At 62.7% G+C, this 15004-nt stretch carries 10 protein-coding genes and 2 pseudogenes; 5 read left to right on the top strand and 7 right to left on the bottom strand.

Features of this window, described 5'->3' with window-relative positions; all coding sequences use genetic code 11:
* From G3N99_RS03820 to G3N99_RS03805, 3 genes and pseudogenes are all read left to right on the top strand, one after another.
* Positions 1-418: pseudogene (locus tag G3N99_RS03820) on the top strand (hypothetical protein); the annotation flags it as partial.
* A gap of 200 nt (positions 419-618) precedes the next feature.
* Positions 619-1017 (top strand): annotated as a pseudogene (locus G3N99_RS03815) (helix-turn-helix domain-containing protein); the annotation flags it as partial.
* A gap of 869 nt (positions 1018-1886) precedes the next feature.
* The gene (locus tag G3N99_RS03805) at positions 1887-3614 is read left to right on the top strand and encodes a S8 family peptidase (protein ID WP_241011458.1); all 1728 of its coding nucleotides are present in this window, start codon (positions 1887-1889) and stop codon (positions 3612-3614) included.
* A gap of 294 nt (positions 3615-3908) precedes the next feature.
* Here the strand turns inward: G3N99_RS03805 and G3N99_RS03800 are convergent, their stop codons facing one another.
* Positions 3909-7289 carry a hybrid sensor histidine kinase/response regulator gene (locus G3N99_RS03800; protein WP_206121706.1) on the bottom strand — a complete coding sequence of 1127 codons (3381 nt, stop codon included), beginning with the start codon at positions 7287-7289 and terminating at the stop codon, positions 3909-3911.
* Positions 7290-7426: 137 nt separating this feature from the next.
* On the opposite strand from G3N99_RS03800, the gene G3N99_RS03795 reads away from it, so the two are divergent.
* Both G3N99_RS03795 and G3N99_RS03790 read left to right on the top strand, forming a co-directional pair.
* Complete coding sequence (locus G3N99_RS03795) at positions 7427-8083, top strand: response regulator transcription factor (protein WP_206121705.1); 657 nt, start codon at positions 7427-7429, stop codon at positions 8081-8083.
* Positions 8084-8220: 137 nt separating this feature from the next.
* Positions 8221-8883, top strand: a complete 663-nt coding sequence (locus G3N99_RS03790) for a response regulator transcription factor (protein WP_206121704.1) — start codon at positions 8221-8223, stop codon at positions 8881-8883.
* Between the two features lie 265 nt (positions 8884-9148).
* Here G3N99_RS03790 and G3N99_RS03785 read toward each other — a convergent pair whose 3' ends face one another.
* The 6 genes from G3N99_RS03785 to G3N99_RS03760 form a co-directional block, all read right to left on the bottom strand.
* Positions 9149-9757 carry a thiol:disulfide interchange protein DsbA/DsbL gene (locus G3N99_RS03785; protein ID WP_206121703.1) on the bottom strand — a complete coding sequence of 203 codons (609 nt, stop codon included), beginning with the start codon at positions 9755-9757 and terminating at the stop codon, positions 9149-9151.
* 116 nt (positions 9758-9873) lie between these two features.
* Positions 9874-10293 carry a cytochrome c gene (locus G3N99_RS03780; RefSeq protein ID WP_241011457.1) on the bottom strand — a complete coding sequence of 140 codons (420 nt, stop codon included), beginning with the start codon at positions 10291-10293 and terminating at the stop codon, positions 9874-9876.
* Positions 10294-10310: 17 nt separating this feature from the next.
* Positions 10311-11495: a molybdopterin-dependent oxidoreductase gene (locus G3N99_RS03775; protein ID WP_241011456.1), complete on the bottom strand. Its 1185-nt coding sequence runs from the start codon at positions 11493-11495 to the stop codon at positions 10311-10313.
* Positions 11496-11548: 53 nt separating this feature from the next.
* Positions 11549-13828: a cation-translocating P-type ATPase gene (locus G3N99_RS03770; protein ID WP_206121702.1), complete on the bottom strand. Its 2280-nt coding sequence runs from the start codon at positions 13826-13828 to the stop codon at positions 11549-11551.
* Entirely contained in the window at positions 13825-14394 is a 570-nt protein-coding gene (locus G3N99_RS03765; protein ID WP_206121701.1) for a cytochrome c, read from the bottom strand. The genes G3N99_RS03770 and G3N99_RS03765 overlap by 4 nt, the downstream gene beginning before the upstream one ends.
* Positions 14391-14990: a cbb3-type cytochrome c oxidase subunit II gene (locus tag G3N99_RS03760; protein WP_206121700.1), complete on the bottom strand. Its 600-nt coding sequence runs from the start codon at positions 14988-14990 to the stop codon at positions 14391-14393. The genes G3N99_RS03765 and G3N99_RS03760 overlap by 4 nt, the downstream gene beginning before the upstream one ends.
* Positions 14991-15004 lie beyond the last annotated feature (14 nt).

Genomic DNA, 15004 nt, shown 5'->3' with positions numbered 1-15004 from the left:
ACCGCGCAACCGCCGTGCATGCCTCGGGGAGTTGATTCAGATCGACGGTAGTGACCACCGTTGGTTCGAGGACCGTGCGCCAGCTTGCACGCTGTTGGTGTTCATCGACGATGCAACCGGACGGTTACCGGCCCAATCCTATGACCGACTGGCTGAAGTCGATCAAGGTGCAATCGTGGACCACAAGCGCCTGAGTCATGCGTTGCAAGTGGCGCAAGCGTTTCAGGCGCAGCGCGACAGCCGGCGGATCGGAACTGCGCCATCGCGAACGCATCGAGGGCTTCCGGTACGAGCGAACGAAGCGCAATCCGGTACGAAGAAGCCACGCCGGTTCACGGTGGCAGACATGGATGCAGCGATTCTGCAGGTTACATCTCAAGCAGAATCGAACCGACGGTCTGCCAAGGCCCGCGGGTGAACGCAAGCGCCCTGCTGCTTCAAGCTCGGCGCTTCAACGCTGAAGGGCGGAAAACCGATGAAACATGCGACATCTGTATTTAGCTGGCGCTACGACATCTGAATCCGGGTATGACATGTGCTGTAGTAGCTAGATTGAAATGTCCGCTTTCGGGCCGCGTAAGCTGTCCGGCCGCCGTTTGTCCGGCGCCGGAGGCTGCGATGGCTGCAACGGAACGGATCACGATGGCGATGCGCGAGCTGGACCGATTCAAGGTCATCCAGGACGTAGCCGACGGCAAGCTCAAGCCATGGCGTGCGGCAGAACGGCTGGAGTTGACGACGCGACAGGTTCGCCGGCTGGTTGCCCGGCTACGTGAGCACGGCCCGGCGGGACTGGTGTCGGGACACCGAGCGAAGCCCGGCAACCGCCGTCTCGACCCGGGAGCTGCTGACCGGGCGCTATCGATCATCCGCGACCGCTACGCCGATTTCGGGCCGACGCTGGCCTGCGAGAAGCTCTGGGAATGCCACGGCATTCGGTTGGCCAAGGAAACGGTCAGGAGGCTGATGACGGACGCTGGCTTGTGGGTTCCGCGCCGACAGCGTCCGCCGAAGGTATCAAAGATATTTGCGCAGATCTCGCTCCGCTTGCCCCTTTCAGTTTTGAAGGAACTGAAAGATCGAACGGGCAAAAGATCCATCACACCACACGACCTGCGCCATACATGCGCCGTGATGCGACTTCATCAGTTGCTTGAACAAGGCGACGCGATGGACGAAGCCCTCCAAAAACTACGCACCTTCTTCGGATGGTCCAAGACATCCTCAATGCCGTCACGGTACGGTTGGTCCGGATGGGATCGTTGTGTGATGCTGGACATCCGCGCCTGGCGATGACGTCGGTCGCTTGAAAATCGCGTTCGAATTTAGGACGCGTCCTATACCCGCGACCGGCTCGCTCAAGCATACTTCGGGCTGTCGTTACTGCACGACCGATGTACCACCGAGTCGCGCAGAGATCAACCTAACCCTCCCGCTGGCCGAACGCGCCGAAGGCCCTCGAGCGCATCGATCGGTCAAGTCAAAGCACCGCACGCATGACGGGCACCTGCCCCTCGATTGCCGCATCACGTGCCACTCGTTGATCGCCGCAGGGCCATGTCATGGATGCCAGCCGCGTAGGCTGGCCCGTCGCCGCGTCCTTTCGTCGCCCGACTGAACGCCGAGCTGTCCCGGCCATGTGCCGTTCCGTCCGGTCGCCACACCGACGCTCGGGAGTTTGATCGCTTGCCGCGGCAAGCCCGATCGCTTCGCGGCACCCGCGATTTCGACCCGACACCACGATGCGCCGTCGCGCAGGTGCAATCGCGAAATCCGTCGACACATTCGCGAAGCCATGCGCGGCCTTCCGAACGTTGAACGGGGCGGCAGCACACGAGCGCCGACACGCTGGTGTACCCAATACCCTGCCCCGGATCAAGCCGCGTTTGCGCGCTCATCTTCACGGCAACACGCCTGTCTCGGGCGATCTTCGCGCGAGAACCGTTTTTCAATCCACCACTACCGAAGGAAACGATATGGATACCTTATTTAATCGCTTGATGCAGTCTCACACGATGAAAGGCATGACCATCTCGTTGCTTCCGGCATTGCTGGTTGCATGCGGTGGTGGTGGCGGCGACGGCGGCAACCCGGACGGTTCGCCCGGCGCGGTCGACGATTCCTCCATTCATGAACCGTCCGAACCCGGCAACGGTTCCGGTGGCCACGCCGATGACGACACGTGGCACCAGCAGTGCTACGCCGACGACACGTCGATGGTGGCAGCGGACGGGCCCGCATTGAACGTGAAGACGAATCAGCTGGTCGTGAAACTTCGAACGTCATCGTCCGGTAGCGCTTCGGCATTCGGCCTCGGGCCGCGCGACGCCACGGCCGACGTCGCCGCGCTCACCCGTGTCGTCGATCGCATCAATGCACGCAGCAGCGCGAACGCACCGCGCGGGCTTCCGGTGCGGCTCGACGTCAAGCGGCTGATGTCCGGCGGCAGCGCGGTCCTGACCGCGAGCGGCACGTCGGCGTCCGCTGCCGCATTGGCGGCCGAACTCATGCGCGATCCGGAAGTCGAGTACGCCGAACCGGATATGCCGGTGCGCGCCAGCGCCGAGCCGCTCGATCCGCACTACCGGGACACATGGCATCTGCACGACGGCGACGTGTCGATTCGCATGCCCGGCGCGTGGGACATCACGCAGGGCAAGCGGGAGATTGTCACCGCAGTGATCGACACCGGCGTCACGGCCCATCCGGAGCTGGCGGCGAACCTGCTGCCCGGATACAGCTTCGTTAGCAGCGCAGTCGCCGCCAATGGCGTACCCCGCGGGCCGCGCGCCGATGATCCGGGCGACTGGATTTCGCCCGAAGATGTGTCGGCTGGCGGACCGTTCCAGGGATGGCCCATGCAGGACAGCAGCTGGCACGGCACGCGCGTCGCGGGCATCATCGGCGCCGCGGCGAACAACGGCATCGGCATCGCCGGGATCAACTGGTATGGCGGGCTCCTGCCGGTCCGCGTGCTCGGCAAGGGCGGCGGCCCGACGAGCGACGTCGTCGACGGCATGCGCTGGTCCGCGGGCCTGCCCGTCGCCGGCGTGCCGTTGAATCCGCATCCCGCGCGGGTCGTGAACCTCAGCCTCGGCTCGGCCGGCACGTGCAGCCGCGCGTTCCAGGATGCGGTCGACGATCTGCTCGCAAAAGGCGTGACCGTCGTGGCAGCCGCCGGCAACGGCGGCAGCAATGCGATCGACATGCCTGCCAACTGCCGTGGAGTGATTTCGGTCGGGGCGAGCGACAACACCGGCCGTCGCGCATTCGACAGCAACACGCATCCGGCAGTGACGCTGAGCGCGCCGGGCGTAGGCATTTATTCGCTGGCCAACGACGGCGCCCGCGCACCTGGCGCGGCCAGTTTGGGGATTGCGAGCGGTACGAGTTTCGCGACGCCACAGGTGTCCGGCGTGGTGTCGCTCATGCTTGCGGTCAACCCGAGCTTGTCGCCGCGCGATATCGCGGACATCCTGAAGCGCACCGCGCGGTTCCCGGAAGTCGCCAAGACGACGCGCTCCTGCCGGGTGATTCCTGCCGGACGGGGCCTGCTCGATGCACGGGCGGCCATCAACGCGGCCGCGAGCGCACGGACCGGTGGGCGCTCGTAGGTTACCCCCACGATGCCCCAAGGGCAGACACACCGCACCTCGGGTCGGAAGTGACCGCCAGGAAGAAGCATGTCGAAGGCCGTTCGAAGTACCCTGATCGAGACAGGGGTCGATACATGCGAACGTACGAATGTCCGATTGCCCTTTGTGAACACCAGTCAACGTCCCATGCAATGAGACATTGCCAGCTCGACCGCCTTCGGTTTATGCACAAAAGCTCGAGCTCCAGAAGATTCGCCTCCTCTTGAGCCACGTTGGCCTGTCGCCTCTCTCCACGCATCAGCCATCCCGCCGCTATCGCCTCAACTGCTCTGCTCTTAGGGCGACCAGGCGATCAAGCAGCGTACGCAGCGCATCGCGCGAATCGTCGAACCCGCGCGACTTGATCCGCCGCTCGAGATCGCTGCAATACTGCGCTAGTTCGTGTTGCTGGAATATGCCCAACGCTCCTTTCAATGCATGCAGTTGTGACAGCGTCGTTCGCTTGTCGCCCCGTGTCAGCGCATCGCGCAACGCATCAATCGACTTCGCACATCCGCGATGAAACGCATCAACGACTTCAGGCGGCATTGTTCGATCGCCCAGCAGCGTGTCTGACGCAGCGCCAAAGGCAGGCTGCCCGCCGTTCCATTCGATGGTCCGCGAAAGGACGCGCGCGAGGCTGCCGAGCGACAGTGGCTTCGACACGACAGCGCGAATGCCCAGTTCCGCGCAACGGCGCCGTTCGTCGGCCGTCGCATCCGCAGTGACGGCAACGAGTGGCGTGTGCGGCCAGCGCTCCCGCATGATTTCCGCGAGCACGTAACCATCGAGACGCGGCATGTTCAGATCGGTCAGCACGATATCGAAACTCGTGTCCGACAGAATCTGCAAAGCATCAACCCCGTCAGCCGCGACCGTCGCCGTGCAGTCGAGCATCGACAGCTGTTCAACGATCAATTGCTGGTTCACCTCGTTGTCTTCAGCGACCAGCACATGCAGACCCAGTCGGGGCATCGAATCGGCGTCATCAGTTCCGCCGCGATTTGCCGGACTGTCGAGCGGTGCCAACGGCACGCCGTTCAAAGCATATGCAAGTGCCGCCTGTAAGCCCGCCGGCGCATAGCACGACACGGTCAGAATGCGGCCCACCTGCAGCGGCTGCTGCGGGCCGTTCACAGTGCAATGAACGACGACTGGCCATTCCTCGACGAGTCGATTCTCGCTGTCGGCCGACCATGCGCTCCGATCGCCACAAAGTATCAGTACGCGGCCGCTGTCGCTTCGAACCACATCCGGATGGTGAGCCGTGCTGACTTCCGCTCCCCATGCGGAGAGCAGCGGAACGGCATAAGCGTGCCATTCGTCGGCGCCGGCAACGAAAACCAGGCGTGCACCGGCAAACGGTCGAGCATCAGTCATCATGCGGCCATTGGCCGGCGTCACGCGATCGAGCGGCAACCTGACAGTGAAGCGACTACCCTTCCCTTTCTCACCGTCAACGCCAATCGTACCGCCCATTTCCCGGGTGAGGCGCTGGCAAAGTGCGAGACCAAGCCCCGTGCCACCGAAACGCCGCGTGATCGACGAATCGGCTTGAACGAATGCATCGAATAGGTTCTCGCGCTGTGTCACATCGATGCCAATTCCTGTATCCGCGACTTCGACAATCAGCATGCCATCGGCCGCGGTGTCATAGTCCGGCGCGTGGGTCCCGACACTTAGTACGACTTTGCCCTCGTTTGTGAATTTGATCGCATTCGACAGCAGGTTGTGTACGATCTGTGAGATGCGCACCGGATCACCGCGCATCGATTCATCGATCGACGCTCCAAACGCGCCGTACAGGACAATGCCTTTCGCCTGTGCGACCGGGGCGAACATCATCAACGCCCGCGTCGCTACGTCGGCGACGTTGAATGGGATATGCTCCAGTTGCATCTCGCCGGCTTCGATCTTCGAGAAATCGAGCACATCCTGGATGATCGCGAGCAACCCGTTCGACGACGCTCGGATGCTCTGGAGCCGGTCACGCTGCAACGGGCTCAGTGGAGAATGGGCAAACAGTTCGAGGTTGCCAAGGATTGCGTTCAGAGGCGTACGGATTTCATGGCTCATCGTTGCCAGGAACGCGGATTTCGCGGCATTCGCCTGGTCGGACGCACGTTTCGAGTCTCGTAATTGCCGTGCGAGCCGCTGACTCGCACTCATATCGACAAACGCAGCAATCAGCACGTCGTCGCCAAGATAGCGACCTACTGCAAAGCGGGCCTGCAGCGCAATCTCCCCGTCGTCGCAAGTCGGCAGCGTGACATCCTCGACAAATACCAACTCCGCCGCCGCATCGCGGTAGGCGGCCAGCCGCCGGGCATAGCGTGTCGCCAGCTCCGCCAGCAGGCGCCCCATACCACCGTCAATCTGCTCGGCCAGCGCCACCAGCGACGAGCCGCCATGCAGCAGCTCACCCGTGCCGATCGACACCAGACCGATGCCTACGGGAACCGTTTCGATCACGGTTCTGCTCAGCCGCTCGCTCTCGAACACTCGCTCGGATCGCGCGTACATCGGCAAGAATACGCGGCGGTCCAGCAGGAAGAGCAGCAGCCAAATCACGGCAAGGATGACCGCGAGCACGAACGCAGTCGCCAATGTCCTGTTCCGAATCGCCGCGAGCACGTCATGCCACGAGTATGTATAGACGAGCGTGTAGCCCGTGTCGCCAAGCTGCTGAGCCAGCACCATGCGCCCATCGTAGGGCTGTTGCAGGAGCGTGTCCGGATCGGGATGCTCGGAACGCCGCCAGCGAGTCAAAAGATCCCTTAGCGGCCCCCCTGGGCCGTAATGCGCCGCCGTCGCGGCGATATCACCGTCGGCATCGACGATCGCGTAGACGCCCCCGTACTCACCACCGACCAGCGGCCAGATCAGATCTCCCGGGTCTACCTCGGTGACGAGAATTGTCCCCGCGCAATCTCCTTCAGACACCTTCGCAGCCAACGTCAGTGTCGATTGTCCTTGCGGAAGCAAATATGGATGAGGAGACCAGGATGCCTTCGGCAACCTGCCGTTCGAACTCGCCGGAGCGGCATCCGCCAGTTGCCCGATTCCACTGGTCAGTTCCTTCATGAAGGCATTGCGGCCGGCATCGCTGGAAAGTCGTTCGGGGTCTACGATCGCCGAAGCTGGCATGATCGCGAAAATCTGCCGATCGAGACTCGAGAACGATTGAGTCGGCTGGCGCCCAAGCACCTTCGCTGCTGCGATGTTCGAGCGTGAGATCTGTGTCGCGCACTGAAAATACCGCGCGACTGTCGCATCGTCGATTGACGCGTCCGGCGCAGCGGCAATCATGAGTTTCAGTTTCTCGGCGGGGAACGGTTTCCAGTTGAGCAGGTTGCCGTTCACGCGGAAGCGTTCAACAAGACTGTGCGGCACCGGGCGCTCGTCGCCCGACGACAGCTCTGCACGAACCAAGCCACTCAGGAACGCCTGCTCGTTCGCCGCGACACGCCCCCTCACCAGACGGTGCGCCACAGCGAAGCGCTGACGCTCGTCCGTCATGTAACCGCGCACCAGCACCGCAACTTCCGCAAATAGCGCGAGCACCACGACCGCCGCGGCCGCCCAGCGGCCTCCGCCCATTAGAAGACGGTGGTAGCGAAGAAGCTCGTCCAGTGTCTGTCTGAGAATGGGCATGGATAATCGGTGAAACGTGACTCGAATGGTGGAGTGTAACGCCAGCGCCGCCGGCCCAGAATAGATGCCTTCGGACTTCCGCGATCGGGTAAACTGGCTGATCTACGCACTAACGAACTCGCACGCAGCCCATCGACATGAATATCCGTGTGGTCCTGGCCGACGATCACCCGACTGTCCTGTCGGGCGTCCGCCACGAACTGGGTCGCGCGCCCACGATCGAGATCGTCGGAACAGTTCCGCGCTCCGACGAGTTGATTGCGCTACTGGCCAACACACCTTGCGACGTGGTGATCACCGACTATGCCATGCCGGGTGGGACGTTCGTCGACGGGCTGCCGCTGCTTCAATATTTGCGGCGTACGTGGCCAGACATGAAGGTAATCGTCCTGACGACGATCGACAATCCCGCGATGCTGCAGGAAATGGCCAAAGGCGGCGTACATGGTGTGCTCAGTAAGCTCGACGACGTCGGCCATCTGATCGCGGCGGTTCATGCCGTTCATGCGGGCGCCACGTATTTTTCGACCACCGTCAAGGAGCGTACACAGGCGCCTGTATCCGCACCGCAGTCGGTGCCTTCGCTGACACCGCGCGAGGCGGAGGTGATTCGTCTCTACACATCCGGGTTGTCAATCAGCGAAATCGCGGCTCGATTGAATCGGGCCAAGCAGACGGTCAGTGCGCAGAAAGTCCGGGCAATGAAAAAGCTAGGTATCGAGCGCGACGCCGATTTATTTCAATATGCTTACGAAACTGGGCTAGCGGCGGCTGGCCAGACAGGCGAAAGCTGAGCTCCCGGCGGACAGTCCGCCGATATAAGACTTGTCCTATAAAAAGATCCCAGAAATAAGACAAGTATGTAACCCTGCATTCGAGCGCGTCGCTAAATTCGAAGAGAATTCATCTCTCAAGCGAGGCACACCTGCTCATGCTGACCACCACCACCCTCAACGTCGTGATCGCCGACGATCATCCCGCGGTTCTCGCTGGAATCGAAGCAACGTTGCACAATCTCCGCCCAGTTCGTGTGACTGGAACGGCCAGCAACTCCACCGAAATCGTCACTTTGTTGTCGAGCCAGCCATGCGATCTGCTTATAACGGATTTCGCGATGCCGGACGGCAAATACAACGACGGACTTGCGATGCTGTCGTATCTGCGTGCCCACTTTCCCGAGGTACGGATCATCCTGTTCACGGGCCTCGACGGCGCCGGGCTGACGAACAAGCTGCTCAAACTTGGCGTCAAGGCGATCGTGAACAAGGCCGACGATGTCGCTCACCTCATCTCGGCGGTCTATGCGGTGCTCGCGAATGCCGAGTATCTGTCACCGCGGGTGTCGTCTGCCCGTCGTGAGCAGCGCATCGGACGCCGTCACCTGAGCCTTACGAAGAGCGAGATCGAAGTGCTGCGTCTGTATGTGTCCGGGCGATCGGTCACCGAGATCGCATTACAGCTGAGTCGCACCCGGCAGACTATCAGCGCACAGAAGATACGGGCGATGCAGAAGCTCGGCGTCGAGCGCGACGCGGATCTCTATCAGATCGTTTATGAGTCGCGTCGCGGCATCGACGATATCTTCAGCACCTGAGCGGTGGGGCCGGCGTCGGGGTTGTTCGTCCAAGCGCAGCTGGACGCTGGCGAATCGAAACCATCCCCCGCCACCTTTTGACGCGTCGTTCATGCGCCGATAGGGCGGCCAGCACGCGATGCACTGAGCTGACGGCCCGCGGCAACCCCATACCGCACAACCGTCTGACGTACTACCGGCCTTTGAGCCGACGACGCAGGTGCGCAGTCGGCGAAAACGCTCTCGCGCTCAAACTCAATGCACCGATGGTGTGCTGCTTACGCCGTTACAGTTTCCGGTCGGTAATTTCATTGAGCATCCTGACCACCTCGTCCGGCGTTCCGCCAGGCTCCGGGACAAACTTTCCCTGCACCGCCAACATCGGCACCGCACGCACGCGGTACGTCTCCCAGTCATGCCGATCCGCCTGCAACGCCCGTTGCGTCGCAGGCGAATCGAGAGCGGCCGCAAGACGTTGCGGATCGACGCCATGCGTCGAAGCAAACGTCATCTGTTGCTCCTTGGTCAGCAACCGGTTGCCATTCATGTGAATCGAGTCAAACACGGTCGGAATCAACGCCTCCTGACGCAATGCAATCAGCGCGTGATAGAGCTTCGCGTACGGCAATAGCTGAGGAACCGGTGCAACCGGCACGCGTCGGAACACGATCCTGTCGCCCTGCTTTTTCCGCCAGGTCGCGAGGGCCGGTTCGAGCTGCCGGCAATAGCGGCAACCGAAATGGAAGAACTCGGCGACTTCGATCTTGCCGGCCGGCACGCTGACAGGTACCGGCGTGTCGAGCGTGCGAATGCCGGCCTGCGCCTCGTGTCTGCCCTGAATTACAACGAAAAGCGCCGCGATCAACGCGGTGCGAACCCATCCTTTCTTCATCATGCTGACCTCTTGCCGACAGTTGGCGCCATGCGCGGAGGAGAATCGCACCGCGCCAATGCCGGCGTGCTGTTGACACAGCGCCGCGTCTATTCGCAGCGCTCCCTTCGACGGTATGCTCAACTCCCCTGCATATCCACCACCGACGGTCCCTTCCCCTCTTCCTTCCGCCCATTAATGCTGTACAGATACTTCGCAAGCGCCTCGACCTGATCAGCCGGCAACGGCGCCCCATAAAAAAGCCGCATCTTGTTGCTGATCGTGGCCCACTCCTTTTCGGTCAACGGCGGCTGACGCGTCACCATCCCCGTCGAATGACAGATCAAACACTGCGCATTGGCGATATCCGAACCCTGCCCGGGCGGAAACCGCTCGGCACTCACCGGTAAGGTCACATCCGCCGACGGAATCTTCGCCACCCTTTCCGGATGCCGCCGCCAATCAAAGCCGCCCGTTGGCATCCACGCAGCCGCGATCGCTACCCCGGCGACAATCGGAATACCCCACATCAAAGCGAGACGAAGCGCTTGACGATTCATGTTCAGTTCCTCCTCGTTCAAGCAACGTGCAGCACGACGGACTCGACTCCGTTGCGCATGAAACCCGAACTGTTCCAGTTCGATTGCATCGGCTGCGCGAGTCCGGCCATATTCGTGGCACGAACCATGAGCACCAGCGGCCCCGTGGCCGGCGGCGTAAAGCCGAACGTCCAGCGGCGAAAGCTGTACTGCCCGTAATCCCGATCGAGCCGCGCATCGATCCAGGTCTGCCCGCCGTCCGCCGAAATCCGCACGTTCGCGAGACCGCAATCGCCGCCGAATGCAAACCCGCGAACTTCCGTATGCACGTTCCGCTTCAACACATCTCCGTCCTTGACGCTCGTGATGAACGAGCGCGGCACCATCTTGTTGATAGGAATCATCTTCATGCCGGTCTGGCCCGGCTTGACGTTCGCGCCCGGCGTATCGGGAATCAGGTAGGCACTCTTGGTCCAGTAGTTGTCGTCGGGTTCGTCGAGCACTTCGAGATCGCAGAGCATCTTGATCCAGTACGTCGCGTACCACCCCGGTGCAATCACGCGAAGCGGAAAACCATTCAGCAGCGGCAGCGGTTCGCCGTTCATCAGGTACGCGATGATCACTTCCCCGTCGAGCGCATGATCGATCGCCAGCGATTTCTTGAAGTAAGGCGTCTGCGGCGCCGCCGGCGATTCCATGCCGTGCATCCGAACCTGTACCGCGCCGGCCCGGACCCCCACGCGATCGAGCACGTCCTTGAGGCGGACGCCAGTCCAGCGCGCATTGCCCATCGCACCGTGCCCCCATTGCGCACCTGGCACGCGCGGCGTATAGAAGCCGCGCGAGTTGCCCGAGCACTGGTTGACGGCCGCCACCTCGACAGGCTCGAAATCGTGGATCAAGTCGTCTAGCGTCAGTGACACCGGCTGCTTCACATGACCCCGTACGTTCAAACGAAACTTGGTGACATCGACGCTCGAAGGGATATTGGCCATATGCCACCGTACGTAAAACTTATCGTTTGGTGTGAAAATGTGCCGATCGAACACGTCGAACGGCGTTTCCAGCAGCGGCGGGCGCGTACGTTGCAGAATGACGCCGTCCTTCTGCGGAAAACCTTCCGCAATCGTTCGACGCCCGTTGCCGAACGGCAGCTCGATCGTTTTCTCGACTGCGCCCCATGCGTTGGCGCCTGCCAACCCGGCGAGGCCGAGCCCGAACATTCGCTCGAGAAACTTGCGACGCCCCGTGACGGAAAGTCGCGATGTCATCTTGTTCATTGAGTGCAATCCTGTTTCGAATAGAATCCCGATAACGCGGCCGGAGACAGGGAAGCCCGTTCCTGTTGGTGGCGCCGTGGCAATGCGTTCAGCCGGCACGCGTTGAGCGTGACGGATACCGAACTGCAAACCATCGCCACGGCAGCAAGCGCGGGCGATGCGTAGCCTGCGATGGCGACTGGCAGTGCAATCAGGTTGTAAGTGGCGGCCCAACCGAGGTTCTGGCGCATCACGCGGGCGATGCGCTGTCCGATCGAGATCGCGTCGGCAACCTGGCCAACATCGCCGCGCGAGAGCACGACAGCCGCGGCGGCCGACGACGACGCGCAAGCACTTTGAACGGCAATGCCGTAATCGGCTGCCGCGAGCGCCGGCCCGTCGTTGAGCCCATCTCCGACAAATGCGACGACTCGGCGCTCTTTTTGGGCATCCGCGACGATTTCCGCCTTCTCCTCGGGGCTCACGCCTGCCCGCACGCAGTCGCGTGGCAAACCAACAGCATCGGCCACTGTGATCGCTGGCCCGGCGCGGTCGCCGGTCAGCATGCCAACCTCGATACGTCGCGCAAGCAACTCGGAGATCGCTGCGGACGCATCCGCGCGCGGCGCATCTGACAGCACCACGTGGCCAAGCAATCGGCCATTCCGGGCAACAAAAACGACCGTACCTTCGGTACCCGGCCGGTCTGCGGCTGCGATGCCTTCCCGCGCGAGCAACGCGCCCGACCCAACGACAATGCGCGTACCCTCATCACCGCGCCACACCACGCCCATGCCGGGAATCGCTTCGCTTTCGCCTGCGCTCACGTCAACATCGCTCACGCCACAGCGCAGCGCCCGCGCGAGCGGATGCTCGCTGCCTTGCTCGGCCATCGCCGCCGCGGCGAGCACGGCCTCCTCGCACGAGCCGGATTCCGGATGAACGCTGACGACGTGCGGTTGACCGAGCGTCAACGTTCCGGTCTTGTCGAAGAACACGGCGTCGATACGGCCTGCGCGCTCGATCGCCTCGACATCCTGAAACAGGATGCCCGCGCGTGCGGCACGCCCTGCGCCAACCATCAGAGCCAGCGGCGTTGCGAGACCCAGCGCGCACGGGCAGGTAATGACGAGCACGGCAATCGCATGCTCAAGCGCGGCACCCCATCCGATGCCCGACCATCCGCCATAGACGCACGTCGCCGCAGCCGCCGTGAAAATGAACGGGACGAAGTAGCGCGTGAAACGCTCGGAGAGCGCATCCGTCGAGGTCTTGCGAGCGAGCATGCGTCTCAACGTCTGCGCGATCGCGTCGGCACGGCGCTCTCCGACGACGGATGTCACGCGCACCGTCAGACTGCCAGTGCCGTTCAGCACGCCGGCTTCGACCATATCGCCGGCAGACACCGCCACCGGCTGCGATTCACCCGTCAGCAGCGCGCGATCGAGTGTCGAGACGCCGCTCTCGATGCGCCCGTCGAGTGCCGCCCGCTCGCCGGGACGAAGGACGAACCGTTGCCCGGCCACGGCACGCTTCGCGAGCACCTCGCGCTGGCTGCCATCGTCCCCGACCATCATCACCGTCTCCGCAGGCAGCGCCAGCAACGCCTGCATCGCATCGGATGCGCGTGCGCGAATCGTGTGCTCGATCAGTCGCCCCGCCAGCAGCAGCGTGACGATCATCGCCGTCGAGTCGAAAAATACGTCCGAACTACCCGTCAGCAATCGCCACACCGACAGACCGAATGCGATGGTCGCGCCGCAGGCGACCAACACGTCCATCCCCGGTGCGCCTGCACGCAGCGTGCGCCATGCGGCGCGCAGGAACGACCAGCCGCTGAACAGCAGAACCGGTAGCGTCGTCGCGCCCGCAAACCACGCCAGCCCGAGCCGAATCGACTCGGGGATCGTGTTCTGCGCGTCGAGATAGAGCGTCCACTGCGCCGGCATCGCCCACATGCCGAACACGATCGCGACGATGAGCCGCATCCGCACGCGCGCAGCTTCGCGGGCAAGATGTGCCCGCCTGTCGCGGTTCGTACTTTCGAGCGTTGCCGTATAGCCAAGACGGGCGACGGCGTCGAGCAGCGTCGCGAGCGACGTCTGCGTTGCGTCCCACTGCACGTGCGCAGCCTCGGCCGCGAAACTCACGCGTGCGTCGAGCACGCCGTGCTGTCTAGCCAGGACCCGCTCGACGGCATTCGCGCAACTCGGGCACCACATGCCGCGTACATCGACCACGGCGCTACCCCCGGCTTCCGTCGTTGCCACTGGCTTCTGCCGGTCGGCAATCTTCATTCTGGACTCCCGAGTTCTGCACCGCCGCTCCACGGCTTGGTCCGGTCTTTCAGTTTCTCGCGTTCAGCTTTCAGCGTCTGCGCGTCGAGCGGCGGCTTCGCATCGTTGCCGAAGTCCGTGCGGATATGATTGGCAACCGCGACCAGCTCGGCATCCGACAGCGTGTTGCCGAATGCCGGCATCGAACCGTTGTACTGGCTGCCCTTCACGCCGATCGTGCCTTCTATCCCCAACATCAGGATCCGCGCGACCATGTCCGGCTTGCCGTTGACCCATTCAGACCCGGCAAGCGGCGGAAACGCACCGGCCACGCCCTTACCGTCCGCCTGGTGGCACGCCGCGCAATGCGCGGTATACAACACACCGCCGTCGATCACCTGTGGCAGATTTCCGGACGCCAGCGATTGATCGGGCTCCCGCCCCGAGCCGTGATACAGCGTGAAGCCGCCCCAGGCAGTGAGGCATGCGATGATGCCGACGAACAGCCACGGCACCGGCCTCGTACCCTCTGTCGGCTCGGCCTTCTCGCGCCGGGCCGCTTCGTTCTTGTGCTCGTCGATACTCATTTCGCACCGCCCTCCTTCTCGATTTTTTCGACCGGATACGTGTGATTCAATCCGACCAGATACTCGACAAGATCGAGTGCTTCCTGAGTTGCGACGATCTGCCCGTGTTCAGGAGAAAACTCGGGCGGCAGCTTCACCACCGTATCGCCTGCAAGCGGCGTATCGACATTTCTGAACAGGTACGGAAACGCCGGCATCACGCTTCCTGGCGTCACCGCGCGCGGTTGGTAGAGGTGGGCGAGTTGCCAGTCGAAGCTCGGCTGACGCGCACCGATGTTGAACAGATCCGGCCCGGTGCGCGACGTGCCCAGTTGGTGCGGGTAGTCGTAGACATAGTCGCTCGGCACGGCCGCGCGCCCCCAGCCGCGAAGCGCATCCGGGCCCATCGCTGCCGGGCGCGGTTGCTGAGAATGACAGGTTGCGCAGCCCAGCGACACATAGGTTGCCCGGCCGCGGAGTTGCGCCAGCGTGTACGGACTGAGCTTCTCCGGTGCCTTTTCCTTCTCGAGTTCGCGATACGGCATCGCGATCAGTACAACCATCGAGATCGCGATCAGGATCAGCGACCCGATGATGACGGTCATGATTCGTTTCATGTGAAGTCTCGTCG

Origin of the sequence: Burkholderia sp. Ac-20392 (assembly GCF_017104585.1) — a bacterium.
GTDB lineage: Bacteria > Pseudomonadota > Gammaproteobacteria > Burkholderiales > Burkholderiaceae > Burkholderia > Burkholderia lata.
Note: the sequence above shows the minus strand (reverse complement) of the source record. Positions and strands in the feature narration are given on the sequence as shown.